The sequence below is a fragment of the Reichenbachiella versicolor genome, assembly GCF_003171675.1.
Classification (GTDB): Bacteria; Bacteroidota; Bacteroidia; order Cytophagales; family Cyclobacteriaceae; genus Reichenbachiella; species Reichenbachiella versicolor.
On record NZ_QFZQ01000007.1, the window covers coordinates 329077 to 347304 of the forward strand.

18 protein-coding genes are annotated in these 18228 nt (G+C 37.5%); 6 read left to right on the forward strand and 12 right to left on the reverse strand.

The window, feature by feature from the left end:
* Nucleotides 1-63: 63 nt before the first annotated feature.
* The 7 genes from DKG80_RS15850 to sufB all read right to left on the reverse strand — a co-directional run bounded on the left by DKG80_RS15850 (nucleotide 64) and on the right by sufB (nucleotide 6091).
* Nucleotides 64-480, reverse strand: a complete 417-nt coding sequence (locus tag DKG80_RS15850) for a BrxA/BrxB family bacilliredoxin (RefSeq protein ID WP_109832343.1) — start codon at nucleotides 478-480, stop codon at nucleotides 64-66.
* 80 nt (nucleotides 481-560) lie between these two features.
* The gene (locus DKG80_RS15855; RefSeq protein ID WP_109832344.1) at nucleotides 561-872 is read right to left on the reverse strand and encodes an iron-sulfur cluster assembly protein; all 312 of its coding nucleotides are present in this window, start codon (nucleotides 870-872) and stop codon (nucleotides 561-563) included.
* A 4-nt stretch (nucleotides 873-876) separates the two neighbouring features.
* Nucleotides 877-1302 (reverse strand): SufE family protein, encoded by a 426-nt coding sequence (locus DKG80_RS15860; protein WP_109832345.1) that lies wholly within the window; start codon nucleotides 1300-1302, stop codon nucleotides 877-879.
* Entirely contained in the window at nucleotides 1302-2534 is a 1233-nt protein-coding gene (locus DKG80_RS15865; RefSeq protein ID WP_109832346.1) for a cysteine desulfurase, read from the reverse strand. Before DKG80_RS15865 ends, DKG80_RS15860 begins: the two co-directional genes overlap by 1 nt.
* 7 nt (nucleotides 2535-2541) lie before the next feature.
* Nucleotides 2542-3840: a Fe-S cluster assembly protein SufD gene (gene sufD, locus DKG80_RS15870; RefSeq protein WP_109832347.1), complete on the reverse strand. Its 1299-nt coding sequence runs from the start codon at nucleotides 3838-3840 to the stop codon at nucleotides 2542-2544.
* Nucleotides 3840-4595: a Fe-S cluster assembly ATPase SufC gene (gene sufC / locus DKG80_RS15875; RefSeq protein ID WP_109832348.1), complete on the reverse strand. Its 756-nt coding sequence runs from the start codon at nucleotides 4593-4595 to the stop codon at nucleotides 3840-3842. The genes sufD and sufC overlap by 1 nt, the downstream gene beginning before the upstream one ends.
* A 50-nt stretch (nucleotides 4596-4645) precedes the next feature.
* Entirely contained in the window at nucleotides 4646-6091 is a 1446-nt protein-coding gene (sufB, locus tag DKG80_RS15880) for a Fe-S cluster assembly protein SufB (RefSeq protein ID WP_109832349.1), read from the reverse strand.
* 155 nt (nucleotides 6092-6246) lie between these two features.
* On the opposite strand from sufB, the gene DKG80_RS15885 reads away from it, so the two are divergent.
* The 3 genes from DKG80_RS15885 (at nucleotide 6247) to DKG80_RS15895 (ending at nucleotide 9466) form a co-directional block, all read left to right on the forward strand.
* Complete coding sequence (locus DKG80_RS15885; protein WP_162555922.1) at nucleotides 6247-7038, forward strand: VOC family protein; 792 nt, start codon at nucleotides 6247-6249, stop codon at nucleotides 7036-7038.
* Nucleotides 7039-7048: 10 nt separating this feature from the next.
* The gene (locus DKG80_RS15890) at nucleotides 7049-8236 is read left to right on the forward strand and encodes a tetratricopeptide repeat protein (RefSeq protein WP_109832351.1); all 1188 of its coding nucleotides are present in this window, start codon (nucleotides 7049-7051) and stop codon (nucleotides 8234-8236) included.
* Between the two features lie 138 nt (nucleotides 8237-8374).
* The gene (locus tag DKG80_RS15895; RefSeq protein WP_109832352.1) at nucleotides 8375-9466 is read left to right on the forward strand and encodes an AI-2E family transporter; all 1092 of its coding nucleotides are present in this window, start codon (nucleotides 8375-8377) and stop codon (nucleotides 9464-9466) included.
* A gap of 106 nt (nucleotides 9467-9572) precedes the next feature.
* On the opposite strand, the gene DKG80_RS15900 is transcribed toward DKG80_RS15895, so the two are convergent.
* The 4 genes from DKG80_RS15900 to DKG80_RS15915 all read right to left on the reverse strand — a co-directional run bounded on the left by DKG80_RS15900 (nucleotide 9573) and on the right by DKG80_RS15915 (nucleotide 12456).
* On the reverse strand, nucleotides 9573-9818 hold the full coding sequence (locus tag DKG80_RS15900) for a type B 50S ribosomal protein L31 (protein WP_109832353.1): 246 nt from the start codon (nucleotides 9816-9818) through the stop codon (nucleotides 9573-9575).
* A gap of 156 nt (nucleotides 9819-9974) precedes the next feature.
* Complete coding sequence (locus tag DKG80_RS15905; RefSeq protein ID WP_221409144.1) at nucleotides 9975-10157, reverse strand: PspC domain-containing protein; 183 nt, start codon at nucleotides 10155-10157, stop codon at nucleotides 9975-9977.
* A gap of 71 nt (nucleotides 10158-10228) precedes the next feature.
* Nucleotides 10229-12112: an ABC-F family ATP-binding cassette domain-containing protein gene (locus DKG80_RS15910; protein ID WP_109832355.1), complete on the reverse strand. Its 1884-nt coding sequence runs from the start codon at nucleotides 12110-12112 to the stop codon at nucleotides 10229-10231.
* A gap of 65 nt (nucleotides 12113-12177) precedes the next feature.
* Nucleotides 12178-12456: a sll1863 family stress response protein gene (locus tag DKG80_RS15915; RefSeq protein WP_109832356.1), complete on the reverse strand. Its 279-nt coding sequence runs from the start codon at nucleotides 12454-12456 to the stop codon at nucleotides 12178-12180.
* Nucleotides 12457-12570: 114 nt separating this feature from the next.
* Between DKG80_RS15915 and DKG80_RS15920 the strand changes: the two genes are divergently transcribed.
* Nucleotides 12571-13203 (forward strand): uridine kinase family protein, encoded by a 633-nt coding sequence (locus tag DKG80_RS15920; RefSeq protein ID WP_109832357.1) that lies wholly within the window; start codon nucleotides 12571-12573, stop codon nucleotides 13201-13203.
* Here DKG80_RS15920 and DKG80_RS15925 read toward each other — a convergent pair.
* A complete protein-coding gene (locus tag DKG80_RS15925) occupies nucleotides 13200-14036 on the reverse strand; it encodes a 1,4-dihydroxy-2-naphthoyl-CoA synthase (RefSeq protein ID WP_109832358.1) in 837 nt (278 codons plus the stop codon). The genes DKG80_RS15920 and DKG80_RS15925 overlap by 4 nt on opposite strands.
* 425 nt (nucleotides 14037-14461) lie before the next feature.
* On the opposite strand from DKG80_RS15925, the gene mfd reads away from it, so the two are divergent.
* Nucleotides 14462-17821 (forward strand): transcription-repair coupling factor, encoded by a 3360-nt coding sequence (gene mfd, locus DKG80_RS15930; RefSeq protein WP_109832359.1) that lies wholly within the window; start codon nucleotides 14462-14464, stop codon nucleotides 17819-17821.
* Nucleotides 17818-18228, forward strand: a complete 411-nt coding sequence (locus tag DKG80_RS15935; RefSeq protein ID WP_109832360.1) for a gamma-glutamylcyclotransferase family protein — start codon at nucleotides 17818-17820, stop codon at nucleotides 18226-18228. The genes mfd and DKG80_RS15935 overlap by 4 nt, the downstream gene beginning before the upstream one ends.

Here is an 18228-nt window from a genome sequence, read left to right on the forward strand (position 1 = left end):
AAAGAGCAAAGACTTTAAGTTAGTCTTTGCTCATTATCTAATTTTTTAACTCTTTAATACTAATTAACAGAATTCGTCAAACACATTTACTAAGTGATCTGCGATCATTTCAGCGCTTCTTCCTTCTATATGATGCCTCTCTACAAAATGTGCTAATTCCCCATCTTTGAATAAAGCAATTGCTGGAGACGAAGGAGGGTAAGGCATAGTATACTCTCTTGCCTTTTGAACAGCCTCTTTATCCACACCAGCAAAAACAGTTGCTAAAGCATCAGGCTTCTTTTCAGCACCCGAAACAGCCATCTTAACTCCTGGTCTAGCTGAACCTGCTGCACAACCGCATACTGAATTTATTACTAATAAAGTAGTGCCTTTGTGATCTGTCATGTGTTGCTCTACTTCATTGGCTGTTTTAAATTCATCGAACCCTACAGACGTCAAGTCTGTTCTCATTGGTGCTACTAATTCTTCTGGATACATTTTTTATCTATTTTATAGTCCATAGTCAAAATCGATAGTTCAAATTATTTACCATCGTCTTTTGGATATCGACCGATTATTTACATAAATCCTAATTCTAACTTCGCTGCCTCAGACATCATATCTGTCTCATAAGGCGGGTCAAAAGTCACCTCTACATCTACTTTACCAACACCATCAATTGCTTCAATATTGGTTTTGATTTCATCTGGTATTTGTTCGGCAGATGGACAAGCAGGAGAGGTTAAGGTCATTAGTACATAGACATTATTGACTGGAAAAACGTTGATCTCGTAGATTAACCCTAACTCATACACGTCTACAGGAATCTCTGGGTCATAAACCTTTTTGATCGCCTCTAATACTTTTTCTCTTAATTCGTTCTGCTCCATTTTCTTAAGCTTTTGCTTTCATCGCTAATGCGTAAATCTGCATTTGCTTGATCATCGCTGCAAAACCATTTGATCTTTGCGTCCCGATGAATCTGTTCATTCCGATCTTTTCTTTAAAGTAAAGATCAGCACTTAAAATATCGTCAGGGTCTTGCCCTGAGAGAATAGTTAACAAAAGACTTACTAACCCTTTTGTAATAGCAGTATTACTATCGGCTTTGTATACGACTTTTCCATCTATAAGGTCAGCACTCAACCAAACTTTTGATTGACAGCCTTTCACTATATTCTCGTCTGTCTTTAGTTCCTCTGGGAATTCAGGTAATTTAGAACCCAATTCCATGATATAACCAATGGTCATTTCCATATCCCCATCGAACATGGAGAAATTTTCAATGATCTCTTCCTGAGCCTCCTTGATATTTGCCATTAGGCTTTAAACATTTTCACTGCTGATTTCAGCGCTTCAACAAATTCTTTTATTTCTTCCTTGGTGTTATATACCGAGAATGATGCTCTTACTGTTCCTTCTATTTCAAACCTTTCCATTAAAGGTTGTGCACAATGATGACCCGTTCTTACAGCGATACCTTTAGCATCTAAAATCTGGCCCAAATCAAAAGGATGAACTCCATCTATTAAAAAAGATACAACACTTGCCTTATTTTTTGCAGTACCTACGGGCTGAAAACCATCGACATCTTTAAGCAATTCATTAGCATATTCTAATAATTCATGCTCATGCTCTGCAATTGCTTCAGGAGTTAAATCATTTACAAAATCTAATGCTGCCTTTAATGCAATCACTTCTCCAATATTTGGAGTTCCTGCCTCAAACTTGTAAGGGATATCATTATAGGTAGTTCCAGAAAAACTCACATCTTTGATCATTTCTCCTCCACCTTGATATGGCGGCATTTTTTCTAACAACTCCCTTTTGCCGTAAAGAGCTCCAACTCCAGTGGGTCCATAAACTTTGTGACCTGAAAAAGCTAAAAAATCACAATTCATAGACTGAACATCTAGTCTCACGTGTGGGGCAGCTTGTGCAGCATCAATCAATACTTTAGCTCCTACCTCATGTGATTTGTTAATAATGTCTTGAACAGGATTAATAGTTCCTAATGCATTAGAGATATAATTCACCGAAACGAACTTGGTTTTGTCTGACAACAACTTGTCAAACTCTTCCATAATTAATTCACCTTGATTATTCACTGGGATAACCTTCAATACACAACCTTTCTCTTCACAGAGAAGTTGCCAAGGCACAATATTCGAATGATGTTCAAGATTAGAAACAACTATTTCGTCTCCTTCACTGATGAATTTTCGACCAAATGTAGATGCTACCAAATTAATACCTTCTGTCGTTCCTTTGGTAAAAATAATTTCTTCCACCTCATTGGCATTCAGGAATTTCGCTACAGCTTTACGAGAATCTTCAAAAGCTGTAGTGGAACGCTCAGCAAGTGTGTGAATACCTCTATGTATATTGGCGTTGTCCGAATCATAATAATGTGTCAAAGCATCAATTACAGATTGCGGTTTCTGCGATGTTGCAGCATTATCAAAGTAAATTAGCGGCTTACCATTTACTTCCTGATGCAAAATCGGAAACTGCTTTCTTATTGATTCTATATCTAATTCGGTACTTACCATATAGTTCTTAAACTTCTAATCTTTCAACAACCTTATCTGTCACTTCCATCTTTAACCATCCCAGTTTAATTTTTTCAATTACCTCAGATGCATTGGCTAAAAGAATCATAGACTTTGCTTTTTCTAAACTGATCCCTCTTGCTCTCAAATAGAATATAGCCTCTTCGTCTAACTGACCGGTTGTACATCCGTGAGAACACTTCACATCATCGGCCCAAATTTCTAACTGAGGCTTGGTGTTTATTACGGCTTTGTCAGACAAAAGGATATTACCATTTGACTGAAAAGCATTGGTTTTTTGAGCTGCTTGTCGAACAAAAATTTTACCGTTGAAAACCGCTCTAGATTCATCGTCGATAATTCCTTTATAAAGTTCGTTACTATTTGTGTTTGGTTGTGTATGATCAACAGTAGTATGATTGTCAACATGGCTCTTACCTTTAGTCAGATATAATCCATACATGTTACTCTCAACCCCCTCACCATTGACTGAGATATTCAAGTTATTCCTCACAATATCTCCATCGAAAGTGAATACATATGATGAAAATACACTATCTCTTTCTTGACTTACGTTTGTGTTACCTACATAAATCGCATTAGACGACTCTTCTTGAACTTTATATAAACTAATGTTTGCATTAGCCTTTACAATGTAATTCTTAGTTTCATTACAGAATGTCCGACCTTCCCCTTCTGAATAATGGAAATGCACAAAATCCGCTTGGCTGTTTTCGTGAGCCAAATAAATATTTTTTACGAAACCTACGTTAGAACCACTTTCTACAGAGATGTAATAACAAATCACGGGTGCAGAAACAACCTTTGATTTTTTGACTTCAATTACCACACCTGAATTAACAAACACTTTATTCTGAATAGCAAAAGCATCATTGGTTTCTGACATTAAATTAGTAGCATCAGCTCTATTATTCAAAGGCTCAATCGTAATCTCTGACTCAGGAGAAACTACTTTTGAATGCTCCTGATCAAACTCTCCATTGACAAAAAACAAAACATTAGCACCTTCATGCTTACGAGCGATCTCCTTCATCTTTTCTGAAGGTTTCTGGGTAACTGATTTTACATTAGCAAAATCGAACTTACCCTCGATTGCCTTAGTCAATTTTGTAAATTTATATTCTTCAGCCTTAGGACCTGGAAAACCTGCGTCTTTCAACTGAGTAAGCGCTTCATCTCTTTGCGCTTTTAGATGAGCAATCGAACTACCATTCAGGTTGCTTACATACGATTCTGCCTGATTGATGAGTTCCTGCCCGAAAATCTTCTTCTCTACAGTACTCATTATGCTTCTTGCAAATCGTTGATAATCCAATCGTAACCTTTTTCTTCAAGCTCCAAAGCCAACTCTTTTGGCCCTGACTTAACTATCTTACCTTTGTACAAAACATGTACAAAATCAGGAACGATATAATCTAAAAGTCTTTGATAGTGAGTCACAACTATAGTCGCGTTGTCTTTAGATTTAAGAGCATTAACTCCATTGGAAACAATTCTCAAGGCATCAATGTCAAGTCCTGAATCCGTTTCATCTAACAATGCCAACTTAGGCTCCAGCATAGCCATTTGGAAGATCTCGTTTCTTTTCTTCTCTCCACCTGAGAAACCTTCGTTCAAAGATCTACTTAATAGAGACTGATCGATCTCCACAAGCTTCATTTTCTCTTTCATCAACTTCAAGAACTCAACAGCGTCAAGGGCATCTTGTCCTCTGTGCTCTCTTACTTGGTTGATAGCCGTTTTCATGAAGTTAGTAGTAGTCACACCTGGAATCTCTACTGGATATTGAAAGGCCAAGAAAACACCTTCACGAGCTCTTTCCTCAGCTGCCATTTCCAATAAGTCTTCCCCCATAAACTCAACAGAACCACCTGTCACTTCATAGTCATCACGACCTGCCAAAACTGACGCTAAAGTACTCTTACCTGAACCATTTGGTCCCATGATCGCGTGAACCTCGCCAGCTTTAACTTCAAGATTGATTCCTTTTAAAATTTCTTTTTCCTCAACTCGAGCTTGTAGATTGTTAATCTTAAGCATTGCTATATCTGATTTATTTTGGCGATATGCCAATGTGATTTTCTAAATAATTACCCTACGGATCCCTCTAACGTCAGTGCCAAAAGTTTCTGAGCTTCAACAGCAAACTCCATAGGAAGCTTGTTTAAAACTTCTTTAGCATAACCATTTACAATAAGAGCCACTGCATTCTCCTCATCGATTCCTCTTTGAGTACAGTAAAATATTTGATCCTCTCCTATTTTTGACGTAGTTGCTTCATGTTCTACTTGAGCAGAAGAATTCTCAATATCTATATATGGAAAAGTGTGAGCACCACACTGATCTCCAATCAATAATGAATCACATTGAGAGAAATTTCTTGCTCCAGAAGCTCTTTTCATTACTTGAACTTGGCCTCTATAAGAATTCTGAGACTTACCTGCAGAAATACCTTTTGATACGATTCTAGACTTAGTGCCTTTACCAATATGTATCATTTTTGTTCCTGTATCTGCTTGCTGATAGTTATTAGTAACAGCTACTGAATAAAACTCACCAACAGAATAATCTCCTTTCAAGATACAAGAAGGGTACTTCCATGTAACAGCAGATCCAGTCTCAACCTGAGTCCAAGAGATCTTGGATCTATCACCAGCACATATGCCTCTCTTAGTTACGAAGTTGTAAATACCTCCTTTCCCATCTTTATCGCCAGGATACCAATTCTGTACGGTAGAATACTTTACTTCAGCATCGGTATTAGCTATAATTTCAACAACCGCCGCATGAAGCTGATTCTCATCTCTCATAGGAGCTGTACATCCCTCTAAGTAGCTTACGTAAGACCCTTCTTCCGCTACAATCAACGTTCTTTCAAATTGGCCTGTATTAGCCGCATTAATCCTGAAATACGTAGATAATTCCATCGGACACCTTACTCCCTTGGGAATATAACAGAAAGATCCATCAGAAAATACAGCAGAGTTCAAAGCACTGAAATAATTATCAGAAACTGGAACTACACTTCCTAGATGTTTTCTTACTAATTCTGGATGCTCTTGAACAGCTTCGCTAAAAGAACAGAAAATGATTCCTAATTCACCAAGTGTCTCCTTAAATGTGGTCGCAACAGAAACCGAATCAATCACTGCATCCACTGCCACTCCAGTTAATCGCTTTTGCTCAGTCAACGAAATCCCCAATTTCTCAAACGTTTCAATCAATTCTGGATCTACATCATCTAAGCTCTCTACAGCCTTTTTCTGCTTTGGTGCAGAATAATATTTTATCGCTTGATAATCGGTTTTTGGATATTTTACATTAGCCCATTCAGGCTCTTCCATATTGGACCACTTATCAAATGCTTTTAATCGCCACTCCAATAACCATTCTGGTTCATTTTTCTTAGCGGAAATAAATCGCACGATATCTTCGTTCAATCCTTCAGGAGCTTCATCAGCTTCTAAATCAACCGACCACCCATGCTCATACTCCTTTGAAGTAAACTCTTCTAATATTTGCTCGTCGCTACTCATCGATAGGATTTATTTGGACATACTTTCTAAAATGGATACAAAAGTACTACGGTTAACGGATTAGAGAGGTTTTGAGGTTATAATTTTTTTTGAAAGGCTCATCAAGTGAATTTATCAAGCACGATGACTATTTTAGGTTTTTCAATAAGTATGATATGAAAAAAGGGATTTTATTACTGCTAACAACACTATTTGCTTGCCTTGACGCCTCTGCTCAAAACGACCCCAACAAGCTTGCAATGACTAGTGTGACTGTAGTTTGTAGTGATATAAAAACATCCGCCACTTGGTATCGTCGGTATATGAAATTCAAAATGATGGAATATCGACCCGAAAAATATGCAAAAATGATCAAGGGAGGATTCCGACTCAACCTAATGCAAGGTCAAAATACCATTGTATTAAATCAAATCAACTTTTCAAAAGGCAAAAAGTACGTAAATGGAATCGATAAAATAGGTTTTACGGTCAATCAATTTGACAGCTTAAAACTTTACTTAGAACGATATGAGGAAACATTCGTACAGAAAGACACTATGGATGTGAACATAGGTTATCGAACTATGACTGTATTGGACCCTGACGGTAATAAAATCCAATTTTTGGAAGCAGCTAGCAGCTCAAAAAATTACATTGTCCTTCCCAAATTATTTGCAATTAGCTCTTCGGACTACATTATGTCTCTAAAATGGTATAAGGCTAAAATGGGATTCAAGGAATTGAAGTTAAATGATGAAAAAAACATTCATTTTCAAAACTATTTGCGAAAAGACGACATTCTACTTGAGCTCATTCATCTTCCTTATGAATCTTTAGAAACTACAGAATTCATGCCTGTAGAAAGGGATTTGGCTTCTTTCGATGCTCTTTCATTTAAAATAGGTCTGGCTAAGACCAATGCTTTTAAGCTTGACAATAATGGCAACAAAATTGTATTAAAGCATTAAATATCTTTTTATGCATCGATTATTTGTTGTTCTTATACTATTTCTCTCTACCTCATTGGCATTAGCCAATCATTCTTCCCATTATGTCCCTGACTCTATTCCTCAGTTATTACTTGACCTAGAAGTACAGATAGAATGTACTGACGGCATCAATTATATGTACAATTATGATTTTACCAGAGCAGACTCTCAATTTAGATGGTTGAGAAATCAGTATGCTTGGCATCCATTACCACATTTCTTACTAGGGCTGAGCCAGTGGTGGAGGATTGTTCCAGACATACATAATGAAGAATATGACGAAGCTTTTCTAAGCTACATGGACACTTCAATACTAGTCGCTAAAAATATCTTTGAGCATGGTAGTACTATAGAAGGAGGTTTTTTCTTATCAGCTGCTCACGCTTTCAAAGGCAGATTATACGCAGAGCGGAAGCAATGGACCAAAGCGGCTTCTGAAGGAAAACAGGCTCTTAAATATTTGGAATATTGTCGTGATCGACCAGACTATGGTGCTGAAGTACTTTTTGGAGATGCTTTATATAATTACTATTCTGTATGGATACCTGAAAACTATAAAATCCTCAAACCTATGATGGTATTCTTCAGAGATGGTGATAAAGAACTGGGGAGAAAACAACTTCAGAACGTAGCCAACAATGCTTTCTATACACGTACCGAAGCACAATACTGGTTAATGAAAATTGAAAACGGAGAAGGAAATACTCAAAAGGCAATGTTTCTTTCTGACTATCTGCACAAAACATTTCCGAACAATGCCTATTTCCATCGCTATTATGTTCGAATGCTGTATCAAAAGGGTCAGTTCTATAAACTCAAACCCGAATGCCTACGCATGATGAATAGAATAGATAGTGGATATGTAGGTTACGAACCTAACAGCGGAAGATATGCCTCATACTTTCTTGGACAAATATATGCTTATCAAAAAAACGATTTGAAGGCAAAAGAATACTACTTAAGAAGTGTAGAATTTGGAGAAGAGTTAGAAGCTCAAGAAAAAGGCTACCATCTGATGTCTCTCTATGAACTTGGAAGAATAGAGATGAAGGATAAGAACTATGATAATGCAAAAGCATACTTCAAGAAAGTCAAAAAGTATGCTTCCAGAAAATCTACTCATTACAAGCGAGCTAACATGGGGTTGGATCGGCTAAAGGAAGAAAAGAAAAAGTAGCCACTATTCTAATTTTTAAGAAATTAAACGAAGCACTACAACAAATAGCAGAACCTTTTGCACACCTAGAGTTTTCGGGTTTATTTTATCATACCGACTTGATAATACATCATACCTAAAACTAGAATTATACTCACTATGATTAATGAGGAAAACAGCGTATCTACTAATAGCCTTGCTCGCGTAACTTATATTCTTTTCATTTTTATCGGTGCAGTTGCTATTCTGGTATATACCGAAGAATATTTAGTGCCATTCATAGTGGCGCTAATTATCTGGTTTATCATTCACGAGCTACGCGAAAATTTTCAAATGATACCTTGGGTGAGGAAGAATGTACCTGTTTGGATACAAAGTACTGCGGCATTTATTGTTATAAATATAGTGATTGCCGGTATAGTTGAGTTGATTTACTATAATCTCAATTCGATGTATGCCAACTTCGATACTTATGCAGCTAATTTTCAAATTGTCTTATTACAACTAAGTGACATACTGGGATACGATGTAGCAAGTCAAGTCAATGAGTATTTTGCGAAATACGATATGGGAGAATTAGCGGCTTCAACCTTTGATTATGTTTCTATAATTTTCTCTGATGGTTTCCTTATTCTAATTTATGTAGCATTTCTATTGGTAGAAGAGGCCGTTTTCCCATATAAATTAAAAGCTTTCTATCCTGATGATGACGAAAGAGATAAGAAAGAGGACCTTTTCTATAAAATGGATCAAAACATAGGTCGCTACTTGAGACTAAAGTCGCTTGTGAGCTTTATTACAGGAGCATTGAGCTATATTGTTTTATTGATATTTGGAGTAGAAGCAGCACTTTTCTGGTCTTTCTTGATATTCATCTTGAATTTTATTCCAACTATAGGTTCACTAGTTGCTACTGCGTTTCCGGCTGTGTTTACAATCTTTCAGATGGCAGAATTAGCACCATTTATTTATGTGCTTCTATCTGTTGGGCTAGTACAAGTGGTAGTTGGAAATATTGTAGAGCCCAAATTGATGGGTAGCTCTCTTAACATGAGTTCACTAGTAGTGATTTTATCCCTGACTATCTGGGGTGGGATATGGGGCATCATGGGCATGATCCTTTCGGTACCTATCACCGTGATGATGATCATCGTATTTGAAGAAATCCCCAGTTTAAGATTTATTGCTGTTGCACTATCTGAAAATGGCAAATTGAGTGCTCCAATTACCAGACCTAAACCAAAAGATTAATCGAGAAAGCTTTTATGTATTACTAAAGGGCTCTAAACTAAAAAAGTCTTCAATTCCGAATTCATCGTTATTGAAGACTTTTGGTCTCTGTAATGAGATATAAAAATTACTTTTTCTTGTATCTCTTGTTGAATTTCTCAACTCTACCAGCAGTATCCACAAATAGTTTTTTACCTGTGTAGAATGGGTGAGAAGCAGAACTAACTTCGACTTTGATTACTGGGTACTCGTTACCGTCTTCCCATTTCATAGTCTCTCCTGAAGAGATCGTAGACTTAGTCAAGAATTTAAAATCACTTGACGTGTCAAAAAAGATGACCTCTTTGTATTCTGGATGAATATCTTGTTTCATTTTTCTATTGTTTTAAGATATCGCCATGGTTTTTGCCATAGCATGATTTATGATGATCCTTCCGAAAAAGGATCGCAAAGGTATTAAAACCCAATAAGGAAGCAAAGCATAGAATGTAATTAGTTGAAAATAAGACTTCTAATTAAAGTTCAAACGCTAATCAGGCATTATTATCCAAAGAATTACATAAATCAGGAGTCCTGGAAAAGCTGCAGATAACAGTGAAATCAACACATAGCCTATTCTGACCAATGTAAGGTCTAGACCAAAATATTCGGCTAGTCCACCACATACACCTGCTAATACTTTGTCATGGGATTTTTTAAGTACTTTGTTCATAATCGTGTAGATTCTTATTATTCGTTTAGATTAAGTTCTAGATAAAGTAAGTGATTTCAGCATTGGTTTTATTACAAGTACTCAGACAATTCTAGCCAGCGCATTTCCATCTCATCAAGGTCATTTTGTAAATTTTCTATTTCCTGTGACCATTCTGTAAGTTTAACGTGATCGGTTTCACCAGAATTCAGTAACTGATTCAGTTCTTCTTTTCGCGTCTCTAACTTTGGCATTTGATCTTCGATCTTCTTGAATTCCTGTTGTTCTTTATAGGTCAGCTTTTTCTTTTCAGATTCTCTAGTTTTAGTATTGGTCTTTTCCTGAGACACATTCGAGCTAGACTGAGCCTCCTTTTTCTTTTCTTTCTGTTCTACTCGATAGTCAGTGTAGTTTCCTGGGAAATCACGAATTACATCACTATGGTCAAACACAAATAAGTGATCAACCAACTTATCCATGAAATACCTGTCGTGAGATACTATCAACAAACACCCTGAAAAATTTTGAAGGTAGTCTTCTAGAATATTCAAAGTGACTATATCCAAGTCATTCGTTGGCTCATCGAGAATAAGGAAATTAGGATTGGCCATCAAAACCTTTAAAAGCTGCAACCTTCGCTTCTCTCCCCCACTTAGTTTTGCTATGTGCGAATGCTGAACTTTTGGATCAAATAAAAACTGATTAAGTAATTGTGATGCCGTGACGACACTACCATCATCTAGTGTAATAACTTCTGCCACCTCTTGAATACTCTCCAACACAGTCTTACCTGGTTCCTCCTGTATTGTATCTTGCTTGTAATAACCAAAAAGTGTATTTACCCCTAGATCTATTTCTCCAGCATCAGGAGTAATTGTTTGGGTCACTACATTAAGGAATGTAGACTTTCCAGTACCATTATATCCTACTATCCCCACCTTCTCTCCTCGAGTAAAGATGTGTGAAAAGTCTTTGAACATATTTTTACCTTCCCACGCCTTTGCAATTTTGTTAAGCTCCAGAATTTTCTTTCCTTGACGTTTACCTGAAATTTTGATCTCAAGCTCTGAAGTGCTCAAATCAACTTTAGCTTTCTTCTTCGTATCATGAAAGGCGTCAATTCGGTATTTGGCCTTAGTTCCACGAGCCTTTGGCTGACGACGCATCCACTCTAATTCTTTACTTAATAAGTTTCTAGCTTTATCACGTACAGTCTTCGCATTTTCCAGTGCCTCACCCTTTTTTTCAAGATAGTCTGCATAAGTCCCTTTGTACCTAAATAAATTCCCTTTGTCTATTTCGATGATTTCATTGCACACTTTATCTAAGAAGTAACGATCATGTGTCACCATCAAAAGTCCAAGGTTTTGTGCAGCTAAGTATTCTTCCAGCCATTCTATAATATCAAGGTCAAGATGGTTTGTTGGCTCATCGAGGATTAAGAAATCAGGCTCTCCAAGCATCGCTTTTGCCAAAGCAATTCGTTTTTGTTGCCCTCCTGAAAGTTCTACAATTGGCCTCTCAAGATTATTAATTCCAAGTTTACCTAATATTTCTTTGAGTCTAAACTCATAATCCCAGGCATTCAGTCCATCTATCTGAGTGATTAACTCTTGAAGCTTTTCTTGATCAGCTTCAGTAGGACTTGATTTTTCTACCAACTTCCAATATTCGTTTAGAAGCTTAGCTTCAGGATGAGAAGCGTCAAAAATTGAATCAAGAATAGTATGAAATTCACTAAGATCTGGAGCCTGATCTAGGTATGCGATTTTCAGATCTTTCTGAAAAGAAACGATTCCAGCATCCTGCTGTTCTTGCCCTGCTATGACATTTAACAATGTGGACTTGCCACAACCATTCACACCTACTAAGGCTACTTTTTGCCCCTGATCAATTCCAAAGGTTATATCATTGAACAGTTGCTTTTCATTGAAGCTTTTAGTGAGTTTTTCTACAGAAAGTGCTATCGCCGCCATATTTCATTCTACTTGTGACAGCAAAACTAGTACAACAGATGCTTTAGTCAACAGCGATCTTGCTGTTAGCTTTTCTTAAATGCCGCTTCCGCTGCCAACTTAATTTCAGCAGCGGCACTACTCAAGTGATCTTTTACTTCAGCCCACTTATCCTCGTTTTTTTCTTTGAAGTCATAATATTCATCCTCTAGGTCTTTTTTACGACTTTTCAGGACGGTAATTTTTTTATCAATATCATCTCTCACTTCATCCTTGGCAGTTTTTGCTTTCTCGATCAATTCATCAATCTTCCTACCCAAGTCTTTTAAAATATCTTCGATTTGTCCTTTGTGTTGTTCGCTCATAGAGAAGGGATCTTTAGTTTTTTCTAATTTACTCAAATAGATTGAATGATATGATGCTTTGAACTATGACTTTATTACAGTTGAGAATAGATTAGCCGTCCGAAAAGAAAAATCATGAATAGACCAATAATAATTGGACTTACTGGAGGAAGTGGATCAGGCAAGACGTTTATTTTACATCTGCTGAAGCAAGCTCTTGGAGAAGAAAAGGTGACAGTTTTGTCTCAAGACAATTACTATAAGCCTATTGAGGAACAAACTAAAGATGATCAAGGAATCGAAAACTTTGACCTCCCCTCTGCAATCAATCACGATGCATTCGCTAATGACCTCAAAAAGCTCATCAAGGGAGAGCCTGTTATACTAGAAGAATATACATTCAATAACAAAGAGAGTAAACCTAATCACATACACATCTCATCAAAGCCAATCATTATAGTTGAAGGTTTGTTTGTATTCTATCATACCCAGATAAGTAAACAAATGGACATAACAGTCTATATAGACTGCCCTAAGAATGTGATGGTCGAACGTAGAATAAAACGTGATGCAGTAGAGCGTGGGTATGATTTAAACGATGTCAAATACAGATTTGAGCATCATGTATGGCCTACTTATGAAAAATATGTGCTCCCAAGCAGAGAATCAGCAGATATCGTGATCGATAATAGTGAAAATGACAACAAAATAGATTTCAGTTCATCTCTAGACAAACTGAAATCTCAATTAGAGTTGTTGGAAGTTTAGCAAGGTGCCCACTGATCGTCTCCAAAGTTTGGCTTTCTCTTTTCGAGAAAGGCATTACGACCTTCTTTAGCCTCATCCGTCATATATGCTAATCTGGTAGCTTCACCAGCGAAAACTTGCTGACCTACCATACCATCATCCGTCAAGTTCATAGCAAACTTTAGCATCTTTATAGAAGTAGGTGATTTTGCTAAGATTTCTTGTGCCCATTCATAGGCAGTATCTTCCAGTTCAGCATGTGGAATTACGGCATTGACCATTCCCATTTCATAGGCTTCCTGAGCAGAATAGTTTCTTCCAAGAAAGAATATCTCACGAGCTTTCTTCTGACCTACCATTTTAGCCAAGTATGCCGATCCATACCCTCCATCGAATGAGGTAACATCCGCATCTGTCTGCTTGAAAATTGCATGCTCTTTGCTGGCCAATGTCAAGTCACAAACAACGTGCAAACTATGACCTCCTCCTACAGCCCATCCTGGAACCACGGCAATCACAACCTTGGGCATAAAACGTATCAATCTCTGAACTTCTAGAATATTCAAACGATGTCTTCCGTCCTCTCCGACGTATCCTTTATGCCCACGAGCCTTCTGATCACCTCCACTACAGAATGAATAAACACCATCTTTGGTAGATGGCCCTTCTGCGCTAAGTAAAACTACCCCAATAGAAGTGTCTTCGTATGCGTCATAAAAAGCATCGTACAGCTCAGAAGTTGTCTTTGGTCGAAATGCATTTCTAACGTTGGGCCTGTTAAATGCAATTCTTGCTACACCGTTAGACTTTTTATAAGTGATGTCTTCAAATTCTTTGACGGTTTCCCAATTCATATGTAAAGTTTTTTAAGGTTTAATCTCAGAGCGAATGCCTGCTTAACCCTCCAGCTTAAATAAAATTCCGAAGACTCCTCGTGCCTCAGAGACCGAGAGCTTCATTCGCAAATGTATAAGGAATGGTGGAATAGAAGTGAAAGTATATTACAGCTAAGAAATTAATTTTGATTTGCCTAAAAATGACTCGCCCCGCTGGTACCAACAGCGGGGCGAGCTCACTAACCTAACCTTAACTTAATTTTGACTTGCCCGATTGGCTCGTCAAGAATTGTACTAACTAAAACATTATTACTAATTGATTGTATTAACTGAATGTTAAGCGAAAAGTTGCCATATCCGACAAAAAGTTTTTTGATAGTCAAAACATTAGTCAAAATCGTCGTGAATTGACATAGTTTTGCCGCAAATAGTGCAGAAAGGAAGTGAACACCAAAGAATTACTATCGATCTATAAGGCTGAAGCGGAAATTAAAAGCCTAGCAGAACTCATTAAACCTAATGAGCATACGAACTTGAGAATAAAAGGATTATTGGGTAGTCTAGATGCTATCGTGGCAGCCTCAATCTATCAGCTCAATCATCAAAATCATATCTTTATTCTTCATGAGAAAGAAGAGGCGGCATATTTTCATAATGATCTACAAAACCTTGTAGGTGATAAAGAAGTCTTATTGTTCCCTTCATCCTACAAGCGCCCCTATCAGTTTGAAGAGACTGAAAATGCCAACATTCTGATGCGGGCTGAGATTCTTAACCGAATCAACAATAAGTCTTCTAATGGAGAACTCATTGTGACATATCCAGAAGCACTTACGGAGAAGGTGATCAACAAAAAGTCACTTGTCAAAAATACGTTCACAGCGAAAGTGGGCGAAAGTGTAGATACAGCCTTTCTTACTGACCTTTTGCATGAATATGATTTCGTTCAAGACGATTTCGTATATGAACCAGGTCAATTTGCCATTCGTGGTGGCATCGTCGATGTATATTCTTATGCTGGAGAACTACCTTACAGGCTTGAGTTATTTGGAGACGAAATAGAAAGTATCAGAACTTTCGATCCTGACACACAATTGTCGAAGGATTCTCTGAAAGTAGTTCATATCATCCCTAATGTCCAGACAAAACTACTAGAGGAAGAACGCCAATCATTCATGGATTATATTCCCAATAATTCAAAAGTTTGGGTGAAAGACCTTCAAAACACGCTAGATATAATTGACAAATCCTTCGAACAAGCCAATGCAAGTTTCGATGAAATAATGGAAGCTAGTGGTGACTCAAATATCTCCATGAAGCCTGAACAACTGTTTGAGACTTCTAAAACCTTTACTAACTCGATTGAGGCTTATGTTAAAATAGAATTTGGAAATCGGTTCTACACCAAAGGTGGGACTGAGATCCCATTCGATACTGCTGCCCAACCTTCTTTCAATAAGAATTTTGAGCTAATAGCTGAGGATTTAGAAAAACATCAAGAGCAGGGTTTTACTACCGTTGTTGCTTCTGAATCAGAAAAGCCTATTGGTCAATTAACGTCTATTTTTGAAGAAGTTAATCCTTTTATCAAGTTTGGTAGCTTGATAGCTGGACTCAGAGAAGGGTTTATTGATAAGAAGACTCGAATGCTATGCTACACTGATCATCAGCTCTTTGAAAGGTTTCACAGATACAAAATCCGACGTAAACATTCAAAATCAAAAGCACTTACTCTTAAAGAGCTTCGATCACTGAACCCAGGAGATTTTGTCACCCATATAGATCATGGTATTGGAAGATTTGCAGGTCTTGACACCATCGATGTCAATGGTAATCAACAAGAAGCTATCAGGCTGATCTATCGAGATGATGACTTGCTATACGTAAGTATTCATTCCTTGCATAAAATATCTAAATATAGTGGCAAAGAATCCATTCCGCCACAAGTGAGCAAGCTTGGTTCTCCAGAATGGGAAAACAAGAAGAAAAAAGTAAAGAGTAAAGTCAAGGACATTGCCAAGGAGTTGATTGCTTTATATGCGAAAAGAAAAGCAGCTCCTGGATTTGCTTTTGGAGAAGATAGTTACCTTCAAGCGGAGCTAGAGACATCCTTCATGTATGAAGATACACCTGATCAAGGTAAGGCATCTGAGGACGTCAAAATAGACATGCAAAAGGCTCACCCAATGGATCGATTGGTTTGTGGTGATGTAGGATTTGGTAAAACAGAAGTGGCTATGCGTGCAGCTTTCAAAGCTGCTGACAATGGCAAACAGGTAGCAGTATTAGTACCTACGACCATCTTAGCAATGCAGCACTATAAATCCTTCAAAGACAGAATGTCTAATCTTCCTATAAGGGTGGAGTACATCAATCGATTTAGAACTACCAAGGATATTAAAAGTGTACTTGCCGACGTCAAAGAAGGTAAGGTAGACATCTTAGTAGGAACTCATAGAATTGTCAATAAAGATGTTCAATTCAAAGACCTTGGTTTATTAGTAATCGATGAAGAGCAAAAGTTTGGTGTAAAAATCAAGGATAAGCTGAAAGAAATAAAAGTGAACGTGGATACTCTTACACTGACAGCGACTCCGATTCCTAGAACATTACACTTCTCTCTGATGGGAGCAAGAGATTTAAGTATAATATCTACTCCTCCTCCGAACAGACAACCTGTCACGACTGAACTTCATGTATTTAGTGAAGAGTTTACAAGAGACGCTATCAGCTTTGAACTGCGTAGAGGTGGACAGGTTTTCTTTGTACACAACCGTGTTAATGACATTGATAGTATAGCCAATATCATTCATAGACTTGTGCCTGATTCAAGAGTCGGTGTCGCACATGGACAAATGGATGGTCAACAGCTTGAAAAGACAATGCTTAAGTTCATCGAAGGTGAATACGATGTATTGGTATCTACCAATATCATAGAGTCTGGCCTAGATATTCCAAATGCGAATACGATTATCATCAACAATGCGCAGAACTTCGGATTATCAGACCTCCATCAGATGAGAGGGCGTGTAGGACGATCTAATAAAAAGGCATTCTGTTACTTGATCACTCCTCCTACCTCTCACTTATCGTCAGACTCGCGCAAAAGACTGAGTGCTCTTGAAGAGTTTTCGGATCTAGGAGACGGGTTCAAGGTAGCGATGAGAGATCTTGACATACGAGGAGCTGGAAACCTTCTAGGTGGCGAGCAAAGTGGGTTTATTTCAGACATTGGATTTGATATGTATCATAAAATACTCGATGAAGCTGTCCAAGACTTAAAAGGAAACGAATTCAAAGAATTATTTGCAGATGAAGAAGATACTTTACCTAAAGCATTTGTAAATGACTGTGTGATCGAGACCGACCTTGAAATATTGATTCCTGAAGACTATGTCAAAAACATCACTGAAAGACTCGCTCTATATACTCAAATTGATGAAATCAAGAATGAAGGAGAATTGAAGATGTTCATGATATCTGTAGAGGATCGATTTGGTAAACTCCCACAACCAGTTGTTGACTTATTCAAAACAGTTAGGCTCCGTTGGGTGGCAATAGAACTTGGCTTTGAACGTTTAATAATGAAAAATAATAGGATGAGGTGTTATTTCCCTCCTCAAACAAATGACTCTTACTATACTTCTCCGGTATTTGGCCAACTAATGACGTACGTACAGGGTCACCCTAAGTCATACCAGCTCAAAGAGATGAAAAACAAGCTAATGCTTATAATTGCTGATGTAGAGGGAATCGAGATGGGAACTACTCAACTTTCCAATATCAAGGAATCATTTAAATGACAGATTTGTTATTCATATATGGATCACTACTACAAGACAATGAGAACGAATATGCTCTTTATTTAAAGGAACGATCTGAATTAGTAGGTCCAGCCACCATTTTGGGTAAGCTATATGAGATCTCTTGGTATCCTGGGGTAATCCCAACGGACGATACTAAGAACGTAGTTCATGGTCAAGTGGTAAGACTCACAGGAGATATGACGACTACTCTTGAGAAGTTAGATGAGTACGAAGGATATTATGAAGACAATCTTGATGCCTCTGAATTCGTTCGTAAAAGAGTTAGAGTATCTTTGAATTCACAAACGACCGAATCGTGGGTGTATTTTTTCAACCAGCCGACTATTGGTATGTATCAAATAGAGTCGGGGGATTATTTAAGTTACATTGAAAATAAAAAGTAG